This is a genomic window from Ulvibacterium sp. (genome assembly GCF_965228935.1).
Taxonomy (GTDB): Bacteria; Bacteroidota; Bacteroidia; order Flavobacteriales; family Flavobacteriaceae; genus Ulvibacterium.
The window spans coordinates 4,649,725-4,666,690 of the sequence record NZ_OZ245846.1 but is presented as its reverse complement, the minus strand read 5'-3'; the positions used below and the strand labels follow the sequence as shown (position 1 = coordinate 4,666,690).

Here is a 16,966-nt window from a genome sequence, read left to right as displayed (position 1 = left end):
ATTGGTCGGCTTAAAAATCAATTCTTTAAATACAGGTTCTTGCAAAAGTATACACGAGGATACGTACTTTAAACTTGGAAAAGTTACACATCTTAACCTAGATTTAACACATCTTTCATGGAAAATATCCCTGTCCTCCCCAAAATCCATTCAGCCGCGATAACCGCTCCCAGGGCAAATCCTTCCCTATTGTGCGCCGTATGTCGTATTTCGATGCTATCCACTTCGCTGTGATATGAAACCGTATGTGTGCCAGGAACCGCATCTACTCTTTTTGAGCTGATGGGAATGGTTTTCTCCCCGTCATTGTTCAGCTTCCAATCCCGGTAGTCCGTATTTTCTATAATACCTTGGGCCAGAGTAATGGCCGTACCACTTGGGGCATCCAACTTTTGGGTATGATGTATTTCCTCTAATGCTGGTTTGTATTCCTTGAGATTGTGCATCATCTTGGCCAGATATGTATTCAATTCAAAAAAAATGTTTACACCCAAGCTAAAATTGGAAGCATAAATAAAGGCGCCATTTTTTTTGTTACATAGATCCACAACTTTATCATAATCCTTTAGCCAACCCGTAGTGCCTGAAATTACAGCAACCCCATGCTCCAAGCAACTACTTATATTTTCAAGAGCGGCATCGGGTGTACTGAAGTCTATAGCTACCTCCATATCGGAAAAGTCAATATCCGTAGTTCCTATATCCACTCTGGCAGTGATGACATGCCCTCTTCCCAAGGCCATTTGCTCTATCATCTTGCCCATTTTTCCATATCCGAACAATGCAATTTTCACAAGCTAAAACTTAATGGTTAGGGCCAACCCATAATTGGGGTCGGTGGTAATTGGATTTAAATCGATATATGGCTGTATGTCCAAATCAAAACTCAAATCATCATCAATATTATACTGTTTTAGGTGCGCATCCACATTGGCATCCACAACATTAAGGGCGTATAGGAGAATGGTTATTAAAAGGGCCAGATCCCGGTCGCGTTGAAATCGTTCTTGGGCGTCCTCAAGGGCATCGTCGGAAAAATCGGGATTTCCAGGCTCTATCCCGCTTCCATCCAAATCATAAAACTCATCATCGGTAAAACCAGCCCGTCTTCTTTTAAAGGCGGCCCTGAAGCGATCGTACCGCCCATCGTTGAAGGTGTATGCATAAATACCGGTACCGATAGCAGCGTATACGATGGGAACCTTCCAGTACCTTTTGTTATAAATTTGGCCTAGACCCGGCAGTACGGCGGAGTAAAAGGCCGCTTTACTGGGGGCCAGTGGATTTATACGTCTCTTTTCGGTAACCAGGGTGTCCATGACCATAACCCCTTCCTCTTCCAAATCCATTTTTAGGGAATCCACTTCTTGATTCTGGGGTTTCTTTTCTTGTGCGGAACCTATTGTTGCAGCAAGAGAAAAAAAAGTGATTATGATGAGGGTTCTATTCAACAAGAATCAATTTTTTAAGCCGATCGAGTTCTTCCTTGGTATGAAAAGGGATGATAATCTTCCCCTTGCCGGACTTTGATGTATTGATAATAACTTTTGCAGATAGGTGGCCGGTGAGTTCCTCGGTCAGGTTTTTTGCAAAATCCGGTGTTTCAACGGGCTTTTTGCTTAAGTCATTGGTTGTGCTCTTGCCTTCATGATAAGCTTTTACGGCCTTTTCCGTATCCCTGACCGATAGGTTTTTTGAAACTATTTTTTCGTACAAGGAAATTTGATCCCCCTTTTTATCGATATTGACCAATGCCCTACCATGGCCCATAGTGACAAATCCGTCCCGAATTCCGGTCTGGATTATGGGATCTAGTCGTAACAGGCGCAAATAATTGGTAATGGTAGAGCGTTTTTTGCCAACCCTGTCACTTAACCTTTCCTGTGTCAACTCAATCTCATCGATCAGTCTTTGATAGGATAAGGCAATCTCAATGGGATCCAAATCCTGACGCTGTATGTTTTCTACCAAGGCCATTTCCAGGGACTCTTGATCATTTGCAATACGGATGTATGCGGGGATAGTGGCCAGGCCTATCATTTTGGAGGCCCTTAACCTCCGTTCCCCGGAAACCAATTGGTAGGAATTGAAACCGGATTTGCGAACGGTGATAGGTTGTATAACACCCAATTCCCTAATGGAAGTCGCCAACTCTTTTAAAGTGTCATCGTTAAAATTGGATCGTGGCTGGAAGGGATTTACGGCAATGGTATCCAAATCTAATTCCACAATGTTCCCGACAACTTTATCCGCATTTTTGTCAGATGCCGATTGTATGTCATTCTCGGGATCTTTGAGCAGGGCCGACAACCCTCTCCCAAGAGCCTGTTTTTTAGTTGCTTTCGCCATTATACGGTCTCCATGTTTTTCTTTACCAGTTCATTGGCCATGTTGAGATAGTTGGCCGCGCCTTTGCTGCTGGCATCGTACTTAATAATACTTTCGCCATAACTGGGCGCTTCACTGAGCCTAACATTGCGTTGTATAATCGTATCAAAGACCATGTCCGCAAAATGCTTTCTTACTTCTTCCACTACCTGATTGGAAAGGCGTAATCTGGAGTCATACATGGTAAGCAGCATCCCCTCAATATCCAGGTCAGGGTTGTGTATCCTTTGTACGCTCTTAATGGTATTGAGCAATTTCCCAAGGCCTTCCAATGCAAAATACTCGCACTGAATAGGGATAATCACGGAATCGGCCGCCGTTAAAGCGTTTAAGGTCAATAAACCCAAGGATGGGGCACAATCTATGAGGATGTAGTCATAGGTGTTTCTGAGTTCGGAAATTGCCTTCTTGAGCATGTATTCCCGATCTTCCTTATCGACCAATTCAATCTCAATGGCCACCAAATCGATATGGGCCGGGATTAAATCCACATTTGGCGATGAGGTCTCTAAAATGGTCTCGGCCGCATTTTTGGTATGCTCCAAAAGTTGATATGTACCCAAGTCCACCGATTCTACCTCAATTCCCAATCCGGACGTTGCATTGGCCTGAGGATCTGCATCTATAAGCAAGACTTTTTTTTCAAGAACCCCCAACGAAGCCGCTAAATTGACCGTGGTAGTGGTTTTCCCAACCCCACCTTTCTGATTGGCAATCGCAATAATCTTCCCCATTGTATCATCATAAATTAGGGGTTAAAAATACGATTATTTCATCGACCAGAAAATGTATTTTGTTAACACAAGGTGAATAACTATAGTACTCTGCGTTAAAGTTGGTTAAATTGGGTCAATCCACCGAATTCAGGTATAAGACCTTATCCTGTTTTTACGTTTAATCGAGCAATATCTCCAAAATCTGTATGGCCGCATCGCTAATTTTAGTGCCGGGTCCAAAAACGGCTACCGCCCCGGCATCGAATAAAAATTCGTAATCCTGATGTGGAATAACGCCTCCCACGATGACCATGATATCTTCCCTGTCATGCTTTTTGAGCTCTTCCAAAACCTGTGGTACCAAGGTCTTATGACCGGCTGCCAAGGAAGAAACGCCTAAAATATGCACATCGTTCTCCACCGCCTGTTTGGCCGCTTCCGCCGGAGTCTGAAAAAGGGGACCGATATCTACGTCAAATCCTAGATCGGCATAGCCGGTAGCCACCACCTTTGCTCCCCGGTCATGGCCATCCTGTCCCATCTTGGCAATCATGATACGCGGTCTTCTACCATCTTTTTCAGCGAATGTATCGGCCATTTCCCTAGCCTTTTTGAAGCTCTCGTCGTCTTTTATCTCCTTTGAATACACACCGGTAAATGTTTGAATTTTTGCTTTGTACCGCCCAAATGCCGTTTCCAGGGCATCACTAATCTCTCCCAATGTAGCTCTGGCTCTAGCTGCCTCTACCGCCAAAGCCAACAAATTATTTTCTTGGGAGGTTTCCTGGGAATCGGATTTTCCCTTGGCGGCTTCCGTTAATTTTTCGAGCGTCTTTTCTACTGTTTGGGCATCCCTATTTTTTTTAAGTGATTCCAGACGCTCTATTTGCTGCCTTCGCACCTCGGCATTATCAACTTCCAAAATCTGTAAGGCATCCTCTTCTTTTAGCTGATATTTATTGGTGCCTACGATGATATCCTGTCCTCCATCAATGCGGGCTTGTTTTCTGGCTGCGGCTTGCTCTATTCGCATTTTGGGAATACCCGCCTCAATAGCTTTGGTCATTCCGCCCAATTCCTCGATTTCTTCGATCAGTTCCCATGCCTTGTGCGCCAAATCATGGGTAAGACTCTCCACATAATAACTTCCCCCCCAGGGATCCACGGTCTTGGTGATTTTGGTCTCTTCCTGCAAAAAGATTTGGGTGTTCCTTGCAATACGTGCAGAAAAGTCCGTGGGCAGGGCAATGGCTTCATCCAAAGCATTGGTATGTAGGCTTTGGGTACCCCCAAAAGCTGCGGCGGCGGCCTCTATGGCCGTACGGGCCACATTGTTAAAGGGATCTTGCTCCGTAAGGCTCCATCCACTGGTTTGACAATGGGTACGGAGTGCTAGGGATTTTGGGCTCTGTGGATTGAATTGTTTTACCAGTTTGGCCCATAACATCCGGCCGGCCCTCATTTTGGCTATTTCCATAAAATGGTTCATCCCTATGGCCCAAAAGAATGAAAGTCTAGGTGCAAATTGGTCAATACCTAATCCTGCCTTTAGCCCTGTCCTTATATAATCCAGGCCATCCGCCAGAGTATAGGCCAATTCAATATCCGCTGTAGCCCCGGCTTCTTGCATGTGATAGCCAGAGATACTTATGCTATTAAATCGGGGCATATGCTTACTAGTGTATTCAAAAATATCGGCAATGATCTGCATGGAAGGGCTAGGGGGATAAATATACGTATTCCGTACCATGAACTCCTTCAAAATATCATTTTGGATGGTGCCCGCTAATTGCTCCGGCGTTGCGCCTTGCTCTTCCGCTGCCACAATGTAAAAGGCCATAATGGGAAGTACGGCTCCGTTCATGGTCATGGAGACCGACATTTTATCCAAGGGAATACCGTCAAAAAGGATTTTCATATCCTCAACGGAGTCTATGGCCACCCCGGCTTTGCCCACATCACCCACTACACGCCCATGATCACTATCATAGCCCCTATGTGTGGGAAGGTCAAAAGCTACCGACAATCCTTTTTGGCCCGCTGCCAGGTTTCTTCTGTAAAAGGCATTACTTTCCTCGGCCGTGGAAAAACCGGCATACTGCCGTATGGTCCAGGGTCTTCTAACATACATAGTGGAATATGGTCCCCTTAAATTGGGGGCGATACCTGCCACAAAATTTAAGTGTTGCAGATTCTCCACTTCCTTTTTATCATATATCGGTTTTAAGGGAATATGTTCGGCTGTTTCAAAAATATCCTCTTTTTCAACTTTATTTTCCGGTATTGGAATTTGTTTTAATTCCAAATGTGCCACCTCTTTTCTATTCATCACTTAATCTTTTTTGTTCAAGGGATTCCGCTAGTCGTTTTTCCAAGACAGGCTCTATCAAGGTTTTGCGCTTATCCGTCTTTAAAAAGGGATAGATTTCCATAGCCTCTTTCATATGGTCCTGATCGTTCTGATATTTGTTGGTGCCTAACAGAACCTCCTTTCCTTCGTCGAAGAGCGATTGCTCCTTTTCCGCACTTTCCTTGATTTTCTTTTGAATGACGTGTTCTTTTAACTGTTTTAAAAACCCGCCACCGGCTTCAATGGATTTAAAAAGCTCAAGAGCCCTTTCCGCCAATTGATGGGTGAGGCTTTCAATATAGTACGACCCGTCGGCAGGGTTGGCTACTTTTTCAAAATAACTTTCCCCCTTTAGGATCAATAATTGATTCCTGGCCATTCGTTCCCCAAATTCATTGTCCTTATGGAAAATGTTATCATAGGAAAGATTACATACCGCATTGGCACCTCCCAAAATGGCCGACATGCTCTCCGTAGTAGTGCGAAGCATATTTACGTTGTAGTCATATAATGTTTTGTTTCTCTTCGTAGGAAGGGCTAGAATATGGCAACCGGCCTCTATTCCGTATTCTTGCGCCAAAGTTTCCCAAAGCAACCTAAGTGCCCGTAATTTGGCTATTTCAAAGAAATAATTGGTTCCGATGCTAACCTTAAAAACAAGGCTTGTCACCTCTTCATCCAACTCTTTGAAGAAATTGAGGTACTCGTTGGCCTGTGCTAGGGCATAGGCCAATTGCTGTACTTTGTTGGCCCCGGCATTTTGATATAAGGAGATATCGGTTCCTAAAATATGTATATATGGATTTCCTCGAACGTAATCATGGATTTCTCTCAATATTTGGTAATCCTTGTCCATGGAATGGTACCAATTACCGGTTCTGGCAAGATTCCCCACGATGTCCAAGTTAAGAAACACCTTTGCCCTTTTATTACCTATAAAATCTATAAGGGACTTTAAATATTTGGCCGATAGAAAAGCAAACTCAAGGTAAATGGGAACCGACTCTAAATCAATATCCGCTAGCAGATTTTTGATGGAAACAGTTTCCGAGGGTATGGTTACAACCAGGCTTTCCGCGCCACGTTCCAAAGCTTCCATTGCCTTTTTGTTGGCACGTTCGGAATCATTGGCATAAATACTTTGGGTCACGTACCATTTTTTGGGAGGTTCCGATACATTGGGAACGACCCCTTCAACATCTTCGGAATGGTAAAATGGTTTTACATCAATACCTTCGGGCGATTTCCAAATCAAAGTTTCGTTGTAATCCGCACCTTTAAGATCCACCTGGATTTTTTGTTTCCAAGCCTTGGACGACACAGGGTCAAACTCATCGAACAAATTTACGTTACTCATCTTTTTTATTGGTTTTAAGGCTATCTTCATATTCTATGAGATAGATTTCTTCATTTTTCTTTTTGAGGTAGTAGTGCTCACGTGCAAATTTTTCCAACTCCTTAGGGTCGGAGAGCTTTTCTATAGTTTTTTTGTCCTTTGCGATTTCCTCCCGTAAAAACTCCTGTTGTTTTTCCAATTTTTTGATTTGTTTTTTCAGTTCCATATGTATCAAGAGCGAATTGGTATCAAAGAACAACATCCAAATCACGAATACCGTGAGCACTAAAACGTATATGTTGGTCAGCACTCCGAACCATTTTTTCTTTTTAAGTTCTTTTAGGCCCATAATGCTAGACTAATTTTTCATTGATAATGGTTCGAACAATATCTACGGCCACCGTATTATAGTTGTTGTTCGGTATGATGATATCCGCATATTCCTTTGTGGGTTCAATAAACTGATCATGCATCGGTTTTATGGTAGTTTGATAATTGGTCAATGTCTCGTTCATATCCCAACCTCTTTCGTTTACATCCCGCTTCAACCTGCGGATCAATCGTTCATCGGAATCGGCATGTACAAAAATCTTTATATCGAACATCTCCCGGATGGATGCATTCGTCAATATCAGGATACCCTCAACAATGAGCACTTCACTGGGGTCTATTGTGACCGTTTCCGAGGTTCTATTGCACTCCATAAAAGAGTATACAGGCTGTTCAATAGAATGCCCGGAATTTAATAGTTTGAGATGTTCTTCCAATAATGCGAAATCAATGGATTGCGGGTGGTCAAAATTGGTTTTTTTCCTTTCTTCGATATCCAGATGGGAAAGGTCACGATAATAGGAATCCTGGGTAATTATGCCCACTTCTCCAGGAGGTAGTTCATCAACTATTTGATTTACCACCGTAGTCTTACCACAGCCGGTACCTCCTGCAATTCCAATGATCAACATACGCTTCGGTTTTAATCCAAAAATACGGATTTGGCGCTAAAGCAACTATTCTCCATGATCTTTTCGGGTACAAGATTACTACCTTCTTTTGTGTAAAAACATGATAAATTTCATATTCCCAAGTGTTTTTTCAGGATACTTTTGTGCCATAATGCGAAGTGTTGATTTGGAACGATGGAAATTATGGGGGAGTTGTAGATAGAAGCGCAAGAAAAAATAAGAATTAGTTAACTTAAGAATTTTTAATTTGAACCATAAATTAACGGAAATTAAACTCTAAATGACCATGCCTATGGACAATGCATTTAAGGTAACGGTAAACGAGAATCTTACGTTTGACCTAACCGATGGGGACATCCAAAAAGTGGATGCCCTGCGTACCACTGGGACCCAGTATCATATTCTTCAGGGTAACAGACCTTTTTCAGTCGAAATAGTAGACTCCGACTTCAACCAAAAAACATATGAGATAAAGGTAAACAACAATTCATATGCCGTAAGCATAGCTGATGGTTTGGATCTTTTGATCAATGATATGGGCTTTTCCTTGTCGTCGGCCAAGGATATCGGTTCTATTGAGGCTCCTATGCCCGGTTTGATTCTGGAAATTAATGTAAAGGAAGGTCAGGAGGTAAATGAAGATGACCAACTTCTGATTTTGGAGGCCATGAAAATGGAGAATGTAATTACCTCTCCAAGGAACGGGAAAATCAAGTCCATAGCGGTTAAGCAAGGGGATGCCGTGGAGAAAAAACATTTACTCATTGAATTTGAATAACGGGAAGCATGAAAAAAATATTAGTAGCAAATAGGGGAGAGATAGCAATCAGGGTTATGAAAACTGCCCAGAAAATGGGTATCAAGACTGTGGCCGTTTACTCCGTAGTGGATCGAAATGCACCCCATGTTAGGTTTGCCGACGAGGCGGTCTGTATTGGCGAAGCACCTTCCAACCAGTCTTATCTAAGAGGCGACAAGATTATTGAGGTAGCGAAAAGTTTGGATGTGGATGGTATTCACCCGGGGTACGGATTTTTAAGTGAAAATGCGGATTTTGCCGAGGCGGTCGAGAAGAACGATCTTATCTTCATAGGCCCCAAATCCAAGGCTATTCGGGTAATGGGAAGTAAGCTTGCCGCGAAGGAAGCGGTAAAACAGTACAATATTCCCATGGTACCGGGTATTGATGAAGCCATAACCGATGTGGAAAAGGCCAAGGAAATTGCCAAGGAAATCGGTTTTCCCATTTTGATAAAGGCATCTGCCGGAGGAGGCGGAAAGGGGATGCGTATTGTAGAAAAGGAGAAAGATTTGGAATCGCAGATGAACCGGGCCATTAGTGAAGCCACTTCGGCCTTTGGTGATGGTTCCGTATTTATAGAGAAATACGTTACCTCGCCCAGACACGTTGAAATTCAGGTGATGGCGGACAGTCATGGTAATATCCTGCATTTTTTTGAAAGGGAATGTAGTATACAGCGTAGGCATCAGAAGGTGGTAGAGGAAGCTCCGTCATCTATCCTGACACCTGAGTTAAGGGCCGAAATGGGTGATGCCGCCGTTAAGGTGGCCAAGGCCTGTGATTATCTTGGTGCCGGGACCGTGGAATTCCTCATGGACGCAGACCACAACTTCTACTTTCTGGAAATGAATACACGGCTACAGGTGGAACACCCGGTGAGCGAGATTATTGCAGGTGTGGATTTGGTGGAGTTGCAGATCAATATTGCCCGGGGCGAGGCACTTCAAATTAAGCAGGAGGATTTAAAGATACACGGGCATGCCTTGGAACTTAGGGTTTACGCAGAAGACCCGTTGAACGACTTCCTACCTAGTGTGGGTACCTTGGAAACCTATAAATTACCAACGGGCGAAGGAGTTCGTGTGGATAATGGTTTTGAGGAGGGAATGGACGTCCCCATTTATTATGACCCCATGCTTTCCAAATTGATAACCTATGGTAAAAACCGTGAAGAGGCCATTCAGCTGATGATCAAGGCCATTGAGGACTATCATATCGAAGGGGTACAGACCACTTTACCTTTCGGGAAATATGTTTGTGAACATGAGGCCTTCCGCTCAGGAAACTTCGATACCCATTTTGTAAAGAATTACTATTCGCCAGAGGCATTGAAGGAAAGCACGGAGGAAGAGGCCAAAATTGCCGCTATCATGGCATTGAAGCAATACAAGGAAGATCAAAAAATACTAAGAACACCAATAAATTAGACTATGGATCCAAAATTGGAAAAGTTGAACGAAAGAGTCGCCCTCGCACATTTGGGAGGAGGCCAAAAACGGATAGATAAACAACACCAGAAGAAAAAGCTGACCGCTCGAGAGCGGATAAACTACTTGTTGGATGAAGGTTCGTTCGAGGAAACAGGGGTTTTGGTAACACATCGTACCACAGATTTTGGAATGGACAAGGAGATTTATTTTGGTGATGGGGTGGTTACCGGCTATGGAACCATTAATGGTCGATTGGTGTACGTGTATGCCCAGGATTTTACTGTTTTCGGTGGAGCTTTGTCGGAGACCCACGCGGAGAAGATATGCAAGGTCATGGATCTGGCCATGAAAGTAGGGGCTCCAGTAATTGGGCTTAATGATTCGGGCGGGGCACGGATTCAAGAAGGTGTAAAATCCCTTGGCGGATATGCGGATATTTTCTTTAGAAACGTCCAAGCCTCTGGAGTGGTACCCCAGATTTCGGCCATTATGGGCCCATGTGCAGGTGGTGCCGTATATTCACCGGCTATGACAGACTTCACCATTATGGTAGAGCAAACAAGCTACATGTTCGTTACCGGCCCCAATGTGGTAAAAACCGTAACCAACGAAGAGGTAACCGCAGAGGAATTGGGAGGGGCCACTACCCATGCCATGAAATCCGGAGTGGCGCATAAGACCTCTACTAATGATGTTACCTGTTTGGAAGATGTGAAAAAGCTGTTGAGCTATCTGCCACAGAGCAATAAGGAAACCCCGGAAAAATTGCCTTATGATTTGAAGGACGAAGTTCGTGATGTTCTCACTGACATTGTTCCCGATAATCCCAATAAGCCTTATGATATGCATGATGTAATAAATGGCATAATCGATGAGGATTCGTTCTATGAAATCCATAAGGACTATGCAGAAAACATCATCGTAGGATTCGCCAGATTGGGAGGTCGTAGTATCGGGATTATTGCCAATCAACCCATGTTCCTCGCTGGTGTTCTAGGCGTCAAGAGTTCACGAAAGGCATCACGTTTCGTTCGCTTCTGCGACTCCTTTAATATTCCCATGCTGGTGTTGGAAGATGTTCCGGGATTCTTGCCCGGTACCGATCAGGAGTGGAACGGTATCATTGTCCATGGGGCGAAATTGCTCTATGCCTTTAGCGAGGCCACTGTACCAAGGGTTACCGTCATTACCCGAAAGGCTTACGGTGGAGCCTATGATGTGATGAACTCCAAACATATAGGGGCCGATTTCAACTATGCCTGGCCTACCGCTGAGATTGCCGTAATGGGTGCCAAGGGTGCCAGTGAAATTATTTTTAGAAGGGAAATCATGGCCGCGGAAGATCCGGCCAAAAAATTGGCGGAGAAAGAAGCAGAATATGCGGATAAGTTCGCCAACCCTTACAGGGCGGCCAGACGGGGCTTTATCGATGAGGTTATCCTTCCCAAGAATACGCGGCGAAAATTGATAAAGACCTTTGCAATGCTGGAAAAGAAGGTTGTAGAATCGCCTAAGAAGAAACATGGGAATATTCCCTTGTAATCATGGTTTATTTCGAGATTTGAGGCCCCGGAGGTTTTAGACCTTCGGGGTCTTTTTTTCAATTTAACAGAAAATTCAAATGCTTTTTAAGTTACAATAAAAGGCATATACCTAATTTTGCCCAATGCAAAGTAAACCCGAAAAACCCGATTTTGAATTTTTGGTCCTAATGGCTTCCCTAATGTCCATTGTGGCCTTGGCCATCGATGCCCTGTTACCGGCTATTTCGGAAATTGGGGAATCCATCAAGAGCTTCAATGCAACCGACAATCAGTTGCTCATTACCATGATTTTTTTAGGTCTGGGTGTAGGTCAATTGTTTTTTGGCCCATTGTCGGATTGCTATGGCCGAAAGCCTGTAGTTTATACAGGTTTTACCCTTTTTGCCATTGCCAGCATAGTCTGCGTTATGGCCCCTTCGTTGGAAATAATGGTTTTGGGGCGAATCTTACAGGGTGTTGGACTCTCCGCCCCTAGGACCATTGCCATATCCATTATACGCGATACCTATAAAGGGGATTATATGGCCCGGGTCATGTCCTTTGTTACCGCTTTTTTTATTTTGGTGCCCATAGTGGCGCCTGCTATTGGCAAATGGATACTGGATGCATTTGGATGGGAGGCTATCTTCTACATACAATTGTTTTTTGCCCTGGTCGTGGGTATATGGTTTTGGAAGCGTCAACCGGAAACTCTAAAACCGGAATATAAAATCCCTTTTTCCAATCATGTCTTTGTTGATGGCTTAAAAGAGTTTTTAAAGTTTCGGGAAACCATTGCCTTTACATTTACCTCCGGGCTGGTTACCGGTGCCTTTTTGGTATACCTGAGTGCGTCCCAACAAATCTTTGAATCCCAATATGGCCTTAAGGATGCCTTTCCCTATATCTTTGCCGGCTTGGCGGTTTCCATAGGTTTGGCTACATTCCTAAACGGGGCCTTGGTAATTCGATTCGGAATGCGAAAATTGGCACTCATGGCCCTTATGGCATTTTGTGCAATTGCCCTGCTTTATGTTTTCATTTTTTGGAACAAACCTAATCCGGGAGTTTTTGTCCTGGTCGCCTTTTTGTCCCTTCAATTTTTCTGTTTGGGGTTTTTATGGGGCAATTTCCGTTCCATTGCCATGGAGCCTGTAGGACATATTGCGGGAATCGCGGCCGCTATCAATGGTTTTGTTTCAACACTATTGGCCATACCTATTGCTACGTTTATAGGCGGTTTTGTCATAGATTCGGTTTGGCCTCTGTTCGCTGGACTGGGGATTTGTGGACTAATTTCCCTTGGGATTATGCTTTGGGTACGAAAACCCCGAAGAGTTATTGCCAGGGGATTGAGCCGATGAACCTGTGCCTAGGTGCCCGTCGGAGAGCCCGCTTGAAAGGTTTTGTCAGGTAGAGGGTTGAAGATATTTGATCGCTGTCAGTCTGAGCGCAGTCGAAGACATTTCATCTTGTGTTCCAGGATTTTCTAATGTTCTTAATGGGATTTTCTATTTAAAGCACGTTCTCCATAATCTCATCCACCACCTCTGGATTCAAAAGTGTACTGGTATCCCCCAAATTGGAGGTTTCCCTGCTCGCTATCTTGCGTAGTATTCGCCGCATAATTTTGCCACTTCGCGTTTTGGGAAGCCCGGACACAAATTGGATTTTATCCAGTTTTGCTATGGGGCCGATCTGTTCCGTAATCTGTTGGTTGATTTCCTTGCGTACATTGTCCCGATCCCTACTTTCCCCGGTTTCCTTCAGCATAACATACCCATACAGCGCATTGCCCTTCACATCATGGGGAAAGCCCACAATTGCCGACTCTGCTACCGCTGGATGTTCGTTTATGGAATCTTCTATCGGTGCCGTTCCCAGATTGTGGCCCGAAACAATAATGACATCATCCACCCTGCCGGTTATCCGATAATAGCCCACAGCATCCCTATGGGCCCCATCTCCTGTGAAATACTTATTTTCATAAGCCGAAAAATAGGTGTCCCGGTAGCGATCATGATTTCCCCAAATGGTCCGGGCCATGGAAGGCCATGGAAATTTGATACACAACCTTCCATCTACCTGATTGCCTTGGATTTCTTTGCCCTCTTCGTTCATCAAGGCAGGTTGTATTCCTATGAAAGGCAGGGTAGCGTAAGTGGGCGTAGTCGGCGTGACATAAGGGATGGGAGAGATCATGATTCCCCCGGTTTCCGTTTGCCACCAGGTATCCACAATGGGACTATGCTTTTTGCCCACATTGTTGTTATACCAATGCCATGCCTCTTCATTAATAGGTTCTCCCACGGAACCGAGCACTTTTAGGCTACTTAGGTCATATTTTTCCACAAAGTCCAAATTCTCTTTGGCCAAGGCCCTTATAGCCGTCGGTGCGGTATAAAACTGGCTCACTTTATGTTTTTGTACAATTTCCCAAAACCGGCCGAAGTCCGGGTAGGAGGGAACCCCCTCGAACATAACCGTAGTAGCACCATTGGCCAAGGGTCCATAAAGAATATAAGAATGACCCGTAATCCAACCGATGTCCGCCGTGCACCAGAAAATATCATCTTCCCTATACTGAAAGATATTTTTAAAAGTATAGGCGGTATAGACCATATAGCCACCACAGGTGTGAACCATTCCTTTTGGTTTTCCTGTGGATCCCGAAGTATACAGAATAAACAAGGGGTCTTCCGCATCCATAATTTCGGCTACCAAATCGCCATAAGCATCATCAAGAAGCGGTTGTATCCAATAATCCCGATTTTTTTTCATCTGAACTTCACTCCCGATCCGCTTTACCACCAAAACTGTTTCTACACTTGGGCAGTCCTCCACAGCCTTGTCCACAATACCCTTCAAATCTATCGTCTTCGCACCGCGATAGGAACCGTCCGAAGTGATGACCATTTTACAATCCGAGTCGTTGATACGGGTAGAGAGGGCATTGGAAGAAAATCCGGCAAAAACTACCGAATGAATTGCACCGATACGCGCACAGGCCAGGATCGCGATGGCCAATTCGGGTATCATAGGAAGATAAATACATACCCGATCCCCTTTTTGGATGCCTTTTTCCTTAAGTACATAAGCCATTTTGCTGACCCTTTTGTGCAGTTGGCGATAGGTAATATGTTCAGCTTTTTCATTCGGGTCATTGGGCTCAAAAAGAATAGCGGTCTTATCGCCCCGGGTAGGCAAGTGCCTATCGATACAGTTTTCCGTTATGTTCAATTTAGCGCCCTCAAACCATTTTATCTCGGGCTTTTCAAAATCCCAGTGCAAGACATTGTCCCATTTTTTTCGCCATACAAAATGTTCTTCGGCAATCTCTTCCCAGAACCCTTCCGGGTTACGTGTGGATTTTCGATAGACTTGATAGTATTCCTCTAAATGCTTAATGTGATAATTGCTCATGCGTACCTTAGATTTCTTTTAAAAATAACAAAATTTAATGATTGGATGCCGCTCCGGCTCCACTGGGAATTCTAATATCCTCAACAATTCCCTGAACCTCCTCTGGGGGTTCGGGCGTAAGTTTATTGATAATGATGGAGACCGTAAAATTGACCAACATGGCCACACTTCCAAAGCCTTCCGGGGAAATACCAAACCACCAATCCTTTTCCAGATCGGGTACGGCGGCTTTTCCCCCATCGAAAATGCCAAACTTGAATTTTAGCATGTAGAACAACATTAGCGAAATGCCGACCACCATGCCCGCAATCGCTCCTTCCTTGTTCATTTTTTTGTAAAATATGCCCAAGACAATGGCCGGGAAGAAAGATGCTGCGGCCAGGCCAAAGGCCAAGGCCACTACGGCGGCGACAAACCCCGGAGGATTGATACCAAAATAACCGGCTATTATTACGGCAAAGGTCGCTGCGCCACGTGCGGCCCAAAGTTCCCCTTTATCGGAAATGTTCGGGAGAAAGACTTTTTTGATCAAATCATGGGAAACAGAGGACGAAATTACCAAAAGCAATCCTGCAGCCGTAGAAAGTGCAGCGGCTAAACCTCCCGCAGCCACAAGTGCAATTACCCAAGCGGGAAGGTCCGCTATTTCCGGATTGGCCAAGACCATGATATCATTGTCTATCACCAATTCGTTGGCCTCCTTATCGGCGACATATTGAATCTTCCCATCTTGGTTTTTGTCGTTGAAAGTAAGTAATCCCGTACCTTCCCAATTCTTGAACCAAGTCGGCATATTCGTGTATTCTTCCTCGTTCACCGTATTGATAAGGTTTGTTTTGGCAAATACGGACACGGCAGGAGCCGTGGTATATAGAATTGCGATAAGGAGCAATGCCAGTCCTGCGGATTTTCGGGCATCCTTTACACGTTTTACCGTGAAAAAGCGTACAATAACATGGGGAAGCCCTGCGGTACCGACCATCAAGGCTAATGTAATCATAAATACATCTATCATCGATTTCTTGCCTTCGGTATATTCTGCAAACCCTAGCTCCGTGGAGAGGCCATTCAATTTTTCCAGAAGATACAAACCGGAACCGTCATTCAGTTTGGATCCCATACCCAATTGGGGAATGGGGTTTCCCGTCATTTGAATGGAAATAAAAATGGCAGGCACCATAAAGGCGAAAATGAGTACGCAATATTGGGCGACCTGGGTATAGGTGATTCCTTTCATTCCACCCAAAACGGCGTAAAAAAGCACAATGACCATTCCTATGACCACCCCCGTATTGATATCCACTTCCAAAAAGCGGGAAAAGACAACGCCAACCCCCCGCATTTGCCCGGCCACATAGGTAAAGGAAACGATCAAGGCACAAATGACCGCTACGATACGCGCGGTCTTTGAGTAGTAGCGATCTCCAATGAAGTCGGGAACGGTAAACTTCCCGAATTTCCTTAAATAGGGAGCCAACAATAACGCGAGAAGCACATAACCCCCTGTCCAGCCCATGAGGTAAACCGAGCCGTCATATCCCGCAAAAGCGATAATACCGGCCATTGAAATGAACGATGCCGCGGACATCCAATCCGCCGCCGTGGCCATTCCGTTTGCTAGAGGTGATACACCGCCCCCGGCGACATAGAAATCCTTGGTAGATCCCGCCCGGGACCAAATGGCAATACCAATGTACAGGGCAAATGTGATTCCCACTAAAACATACGTCCATACTTGAACACTCATAATCTTTAAAGTTTAGGTTGGTTAGGGTTAGGTATCGTATCCGTATTTTTTATCCAATTTGTTCATCAATCGCACATAAACGAAGATAAGGATCACGAAGATGTAGATCGAACCTTGCTGTGCGAACCAAAAACCGAGTTTGAACCCTCCGATTTGTATGTTATCGAGCACATCTTTGAATAAAATTCCCGCTCCATAGGAAACCAGGAACCAAATGGATAGTAGAATAAAGAGATACTTTACGTTTTCCTTCCAGTAGGAGGATGCCCTTTTTTGATTTTCTTTCATA

At 44.4% G+C, this 16,966-nt stretch carries 15 protein-coding genes; 4 read left to right on the top strand and 11 right to left on the bottom strand.

What is annotated here, in order from left to right:
* Positions 1-92 precede the first annotated feature (92 nt).
* From dapB to udk, 8 genes are all read right to left on the bottom strand, one after another.
* Positions 93-794 carry a 4-hydroxy-tetrahydrodipicolinate reductase gene (gene dapB / locus ACO06Y_RS19585; RefSeq protein ID WP_422080731.1) on the bottom strand — a complete coding sequence of 234 codons (702 nt, stop codon included), beginning with the start codon at positions 792-794 and terminating at the stop codon, positions 93-95.
* 3 nt (positions 795-797) lie between these two features.
* Positions 798-1,454, bottom strand: a complete 657-nt coding sequence (locus ACO06Y_RS19580) for a DUF5683 domain-containing protein (RefSeq protein WP_422080730.1) — start codon at positions 1,452-1,454, stop codon at positions 798-800.
* Positions 1,444-2,349: a ParB/RepB/Spo0J family partition protein gene (locus tag ACO06Y_RS19575; RefSeq protein WP_422080729.1), complete on the bottom strand. Its 906-nt coding sequence runs from the start codon at positions 2,347-2,349 to the stop codon at positions 1,444-1,446. Before ACO06Y_RS19575 ends, ACO06Y_RS19580 begins: the two co-directional genes overlap by 11 nt.
* Entirely contained in the window at positions 2,349-3,122 is a 774-nt protein-coding gene (locus ACO06Y_RS19570) for a ParA family protein (protein WP_422080728.1), read from the bottom strand. The genes ACO06Y_RS19575 and ACO06Y_RS19570 overlap by 1 nt, the downstream gene beginning before the upstream one ends.
* 160 nt (positions 3,123-3,282) lie before the next feature.
* The gene (scpA, locus tag ACO06Y_RS19565; protein ID WP_422080727.1) at positions 3,283-5,433 is read right to left on the bottom strand and encodes a methylmalonyl-CoA mutase; all 2,151 of its coding nucleotides are present in this window, start codon (positions 5,431-5,433) and stop codon (positions 3,283-3,285) included.
* On the bottom strand, positions 5,426-6,811 hold the full coding sequence (locus tag ACO06Y_RS19560; protein ID WP_422080726.1) for a methylmalonyl-CoA mutase subunit beta: 1,386 nt from the start codon (positions 6,809-6,811) through the stop codon (positions 5,426-5,428). Before ACO06Y_RS19560 ends, scpA begins: the two co-directional genes overlap by 8 nt.
* On the bottom strand, positions 6,804-7,139 hold the full coding sequence (locus ACO06Y_RS19555; protein WP_422080725.1) for an FtsB family cell division protein: 336 nt from the start codon (positions 7,137-7,139) through the stop codon (positions 6,804-6,806). The genes ACO06Y_RS19560 and ACO06Y_RS19555 overlap by 8 nt, the downstream gene beginning before the upstream one ends.
* 4 nt (positions 7,140-7,143) lie before the next feature.
* Positions 7,144-7,752 (bottom strand): uridine kinase, encoded by a 609-nt coding sequence (udk, locus tag ACO06Y_RS19550; RefSeq protein ID WP_422080724.1) that lies wholly within the window; start codon positions 7,750-7,752, stop codon positions 7,144-7,146.
* Between the two features lie 292 nt (positions 7,753-8,044).
* Between udk and ACO06Y_RS19545 the strand changes: the two genes are divergently transcribed.
* The 4 genes from ACO06Y_RS19545 to ACO06Y_RS19530 all read left to right on the top strand — a co-directional run bounded on the left by ACO06Y_RS19545 (position 8,045) and on the right by ACO06Y_RS19530 (position 12,871).
* A complete protein-coding gene (locus ACO06Y_RS19545; RefSeq protein WP_422080723.1) occupies positions 8,045-8,530 on the top strand; it encodes an acetyl-CoA carboxylase biotin carboxyl carrier protein subunit in 486 nt (161 codons plus the stop codon).
* An 8-nt stretch (positions 8,531-8,538) separates the two neighbouring features.
* Positions 8,539-9,981: an acetyl-CoA carboxylase biotin carboxylase subunit gene (gene accC, locus ACO06Y_RS19540; RefSeq protein WP_422080722.1), complete on the top strand. Its 1,443-nt coding sequence runs from the start codon at positions 8,539-8,541 to the stop codon at positions 9,979-9,981.
* 3 nt (positions 9,982-9,984) lie between these two features.
* Positions 9,985-11,526, top strand: coding sequence for an acyl-CoA carboxylase subunit beta (locus ACO06Y_RS19535; protein ID WP_422080721.1), 1,542 nt, complete (start codon positions 9,985-9,987; stop codon positions 11,524-11,526).
* Positions 11,527-11,650: 124 nt separating this feature from the next.
* Positions 11,651-12,871 (top strand): multidrug effflux MFS transporter, encoded by a 1,221-nt coding sequence (locus ACO06Y_RS19530; protein ID WP_422080720.1) that lies wholly within the window; start codon positions 11,651-11,653, stop codon positions 12,869-12,871.
* A 151-nt stretch (positions 12,872-13,022) separates the two neighbouring features.
* On the opposite strand, the gene acs is transcribed toward ACO06Y_RS19530, so the two are convergent.
* The 3 genes from acs to ACO06Y_RS19515 are packed head-to-tail and all read right to left on the bottom strand — an operon-like array spanning position 13,023 to position 16,965.
* Positions 13,023-14,930 (bottom strand): acetate--CoA ligase, encoded by a 1,908-nt coding sequence (gene acs / locus ACO06Y_RS19525; protein ID WP_422080719.1) that lies wholly within the window; start codon positions 14,928-14,930, stop codon positions 13,023-13,025.
* A 34-nt stretch (positions 14,931-14,964) separates the two neighbouring features.
* Positions 14,965-16,677, bottom strand: a complete 1,713-nt coding sequence (locus ACO06Y_RS19520) for a sodium:solute symporter family protein (protein ID WP_422080718.1) — start codon at positions 16,675-16,677, stop codon at positions 14,965-14,967.
* A 27-nt stretch (positions 16,678-16,704) separates the two neighbouring features.
* A complete protein-coding gene (locus ACO06Y_RS19515) occupies positions 16,705-16,965 on the bottom strand; it encodes a DUF4212 domain-containing protein (protein ID WP_422080717.1) in 261 nt (86 codons plus the stop codon).
* Between the last annotated feature and the right edge of the window lies 1 nt (position 16,966).

Coding starts and splice junctions, on each gene's coding strand:
- ACO06Y_RS19560 (WP_422080726.1), bottom strand. CDS start 6,811: ATGAGTAACGTAAATTTGTTCGATGAGTTTGACCCTGTGTCGTCCAAG.
- scpA (WP_422080727.1), bottom strand. CDS start 5,433: ATGAATAGAAAAGAGGTGGCACATTTGGAATTAAAACAAATTCCAATA.
- udk (WP_422080724.1), bottom strand. CDS start 7,752: ATGTTGATCATTGGAATTGCAGGAGGTACCGGCTGTGGTAAGACTACG.
- ACO06Y_RS19520 (WP_422080718.1), bottom strand. CDS start 16,677: ATGAGTGTTCAAGTATGGACGTATGTTTTAGTGGGAATCACATTTGCC.
- ACO06Y_RS19555 (WP_422080725.1), bottom strand. CDS start 7,139: ATGGGCCTAAAAGAACTTAAAAAGAAAAAATGGTTCGGAGTGCTGACC.
- ACO06Y_RS19545 (WP_422080723.1), top strand. CDS start 8,045: ATGGACAATGCATTTAAGGTAACGGTAAACGAGAATCTTACGTTTGAC.
- ACO06Y_RS19570 (WP_422080728.1), bottom strand. CDS start 3,122: ATGGGGAAGATTATTGCGATTGCCAATCAGAAAGGTGGGGTTGGGAAA.
- ACO06Y_RS19535 (WP_422080721.1), top strand. CDS start 9,985: ATGGATCCAAAATTGGAAAAGTTGAACGAAAGAGTCGCCCTCGCACAT.
- accC (WP_422080722.1), top strand. CDS start 8,539: ATGAAAAAAATATTAGTAGCAAATAGGGGAGAGATAGCAATCAGGGTT.
- ACO06Y_RS19575 (WP_422080729.1), bottom strand. CDS start 2,349: ATGGCGAAAGCAACTAAAAAACAGGCTCTTGGGAGAGGGTTGTCGGCC.
- acs (WP_422080719.1), bottom strand. CDS start 14,930: ATGAGCAATTATCACATTAAGCATTTAGAGGAATACTATCAAGTCTAT.
- ACO06Y_RS19530 (WP_422080720.1), top strand. CDS start 11,651: ATGCAAAGTAAACCCGAAAAACCCGATTTTGAATTTTTGGTCCTAATG.
- ACO06Y_RS19515 (WP_422080717.1), bottom strand. CDS start 16,965: ATGAAAGAAAATCAAAAAAGGGCATCCTCCTACTGGAAGGAAAACGTA.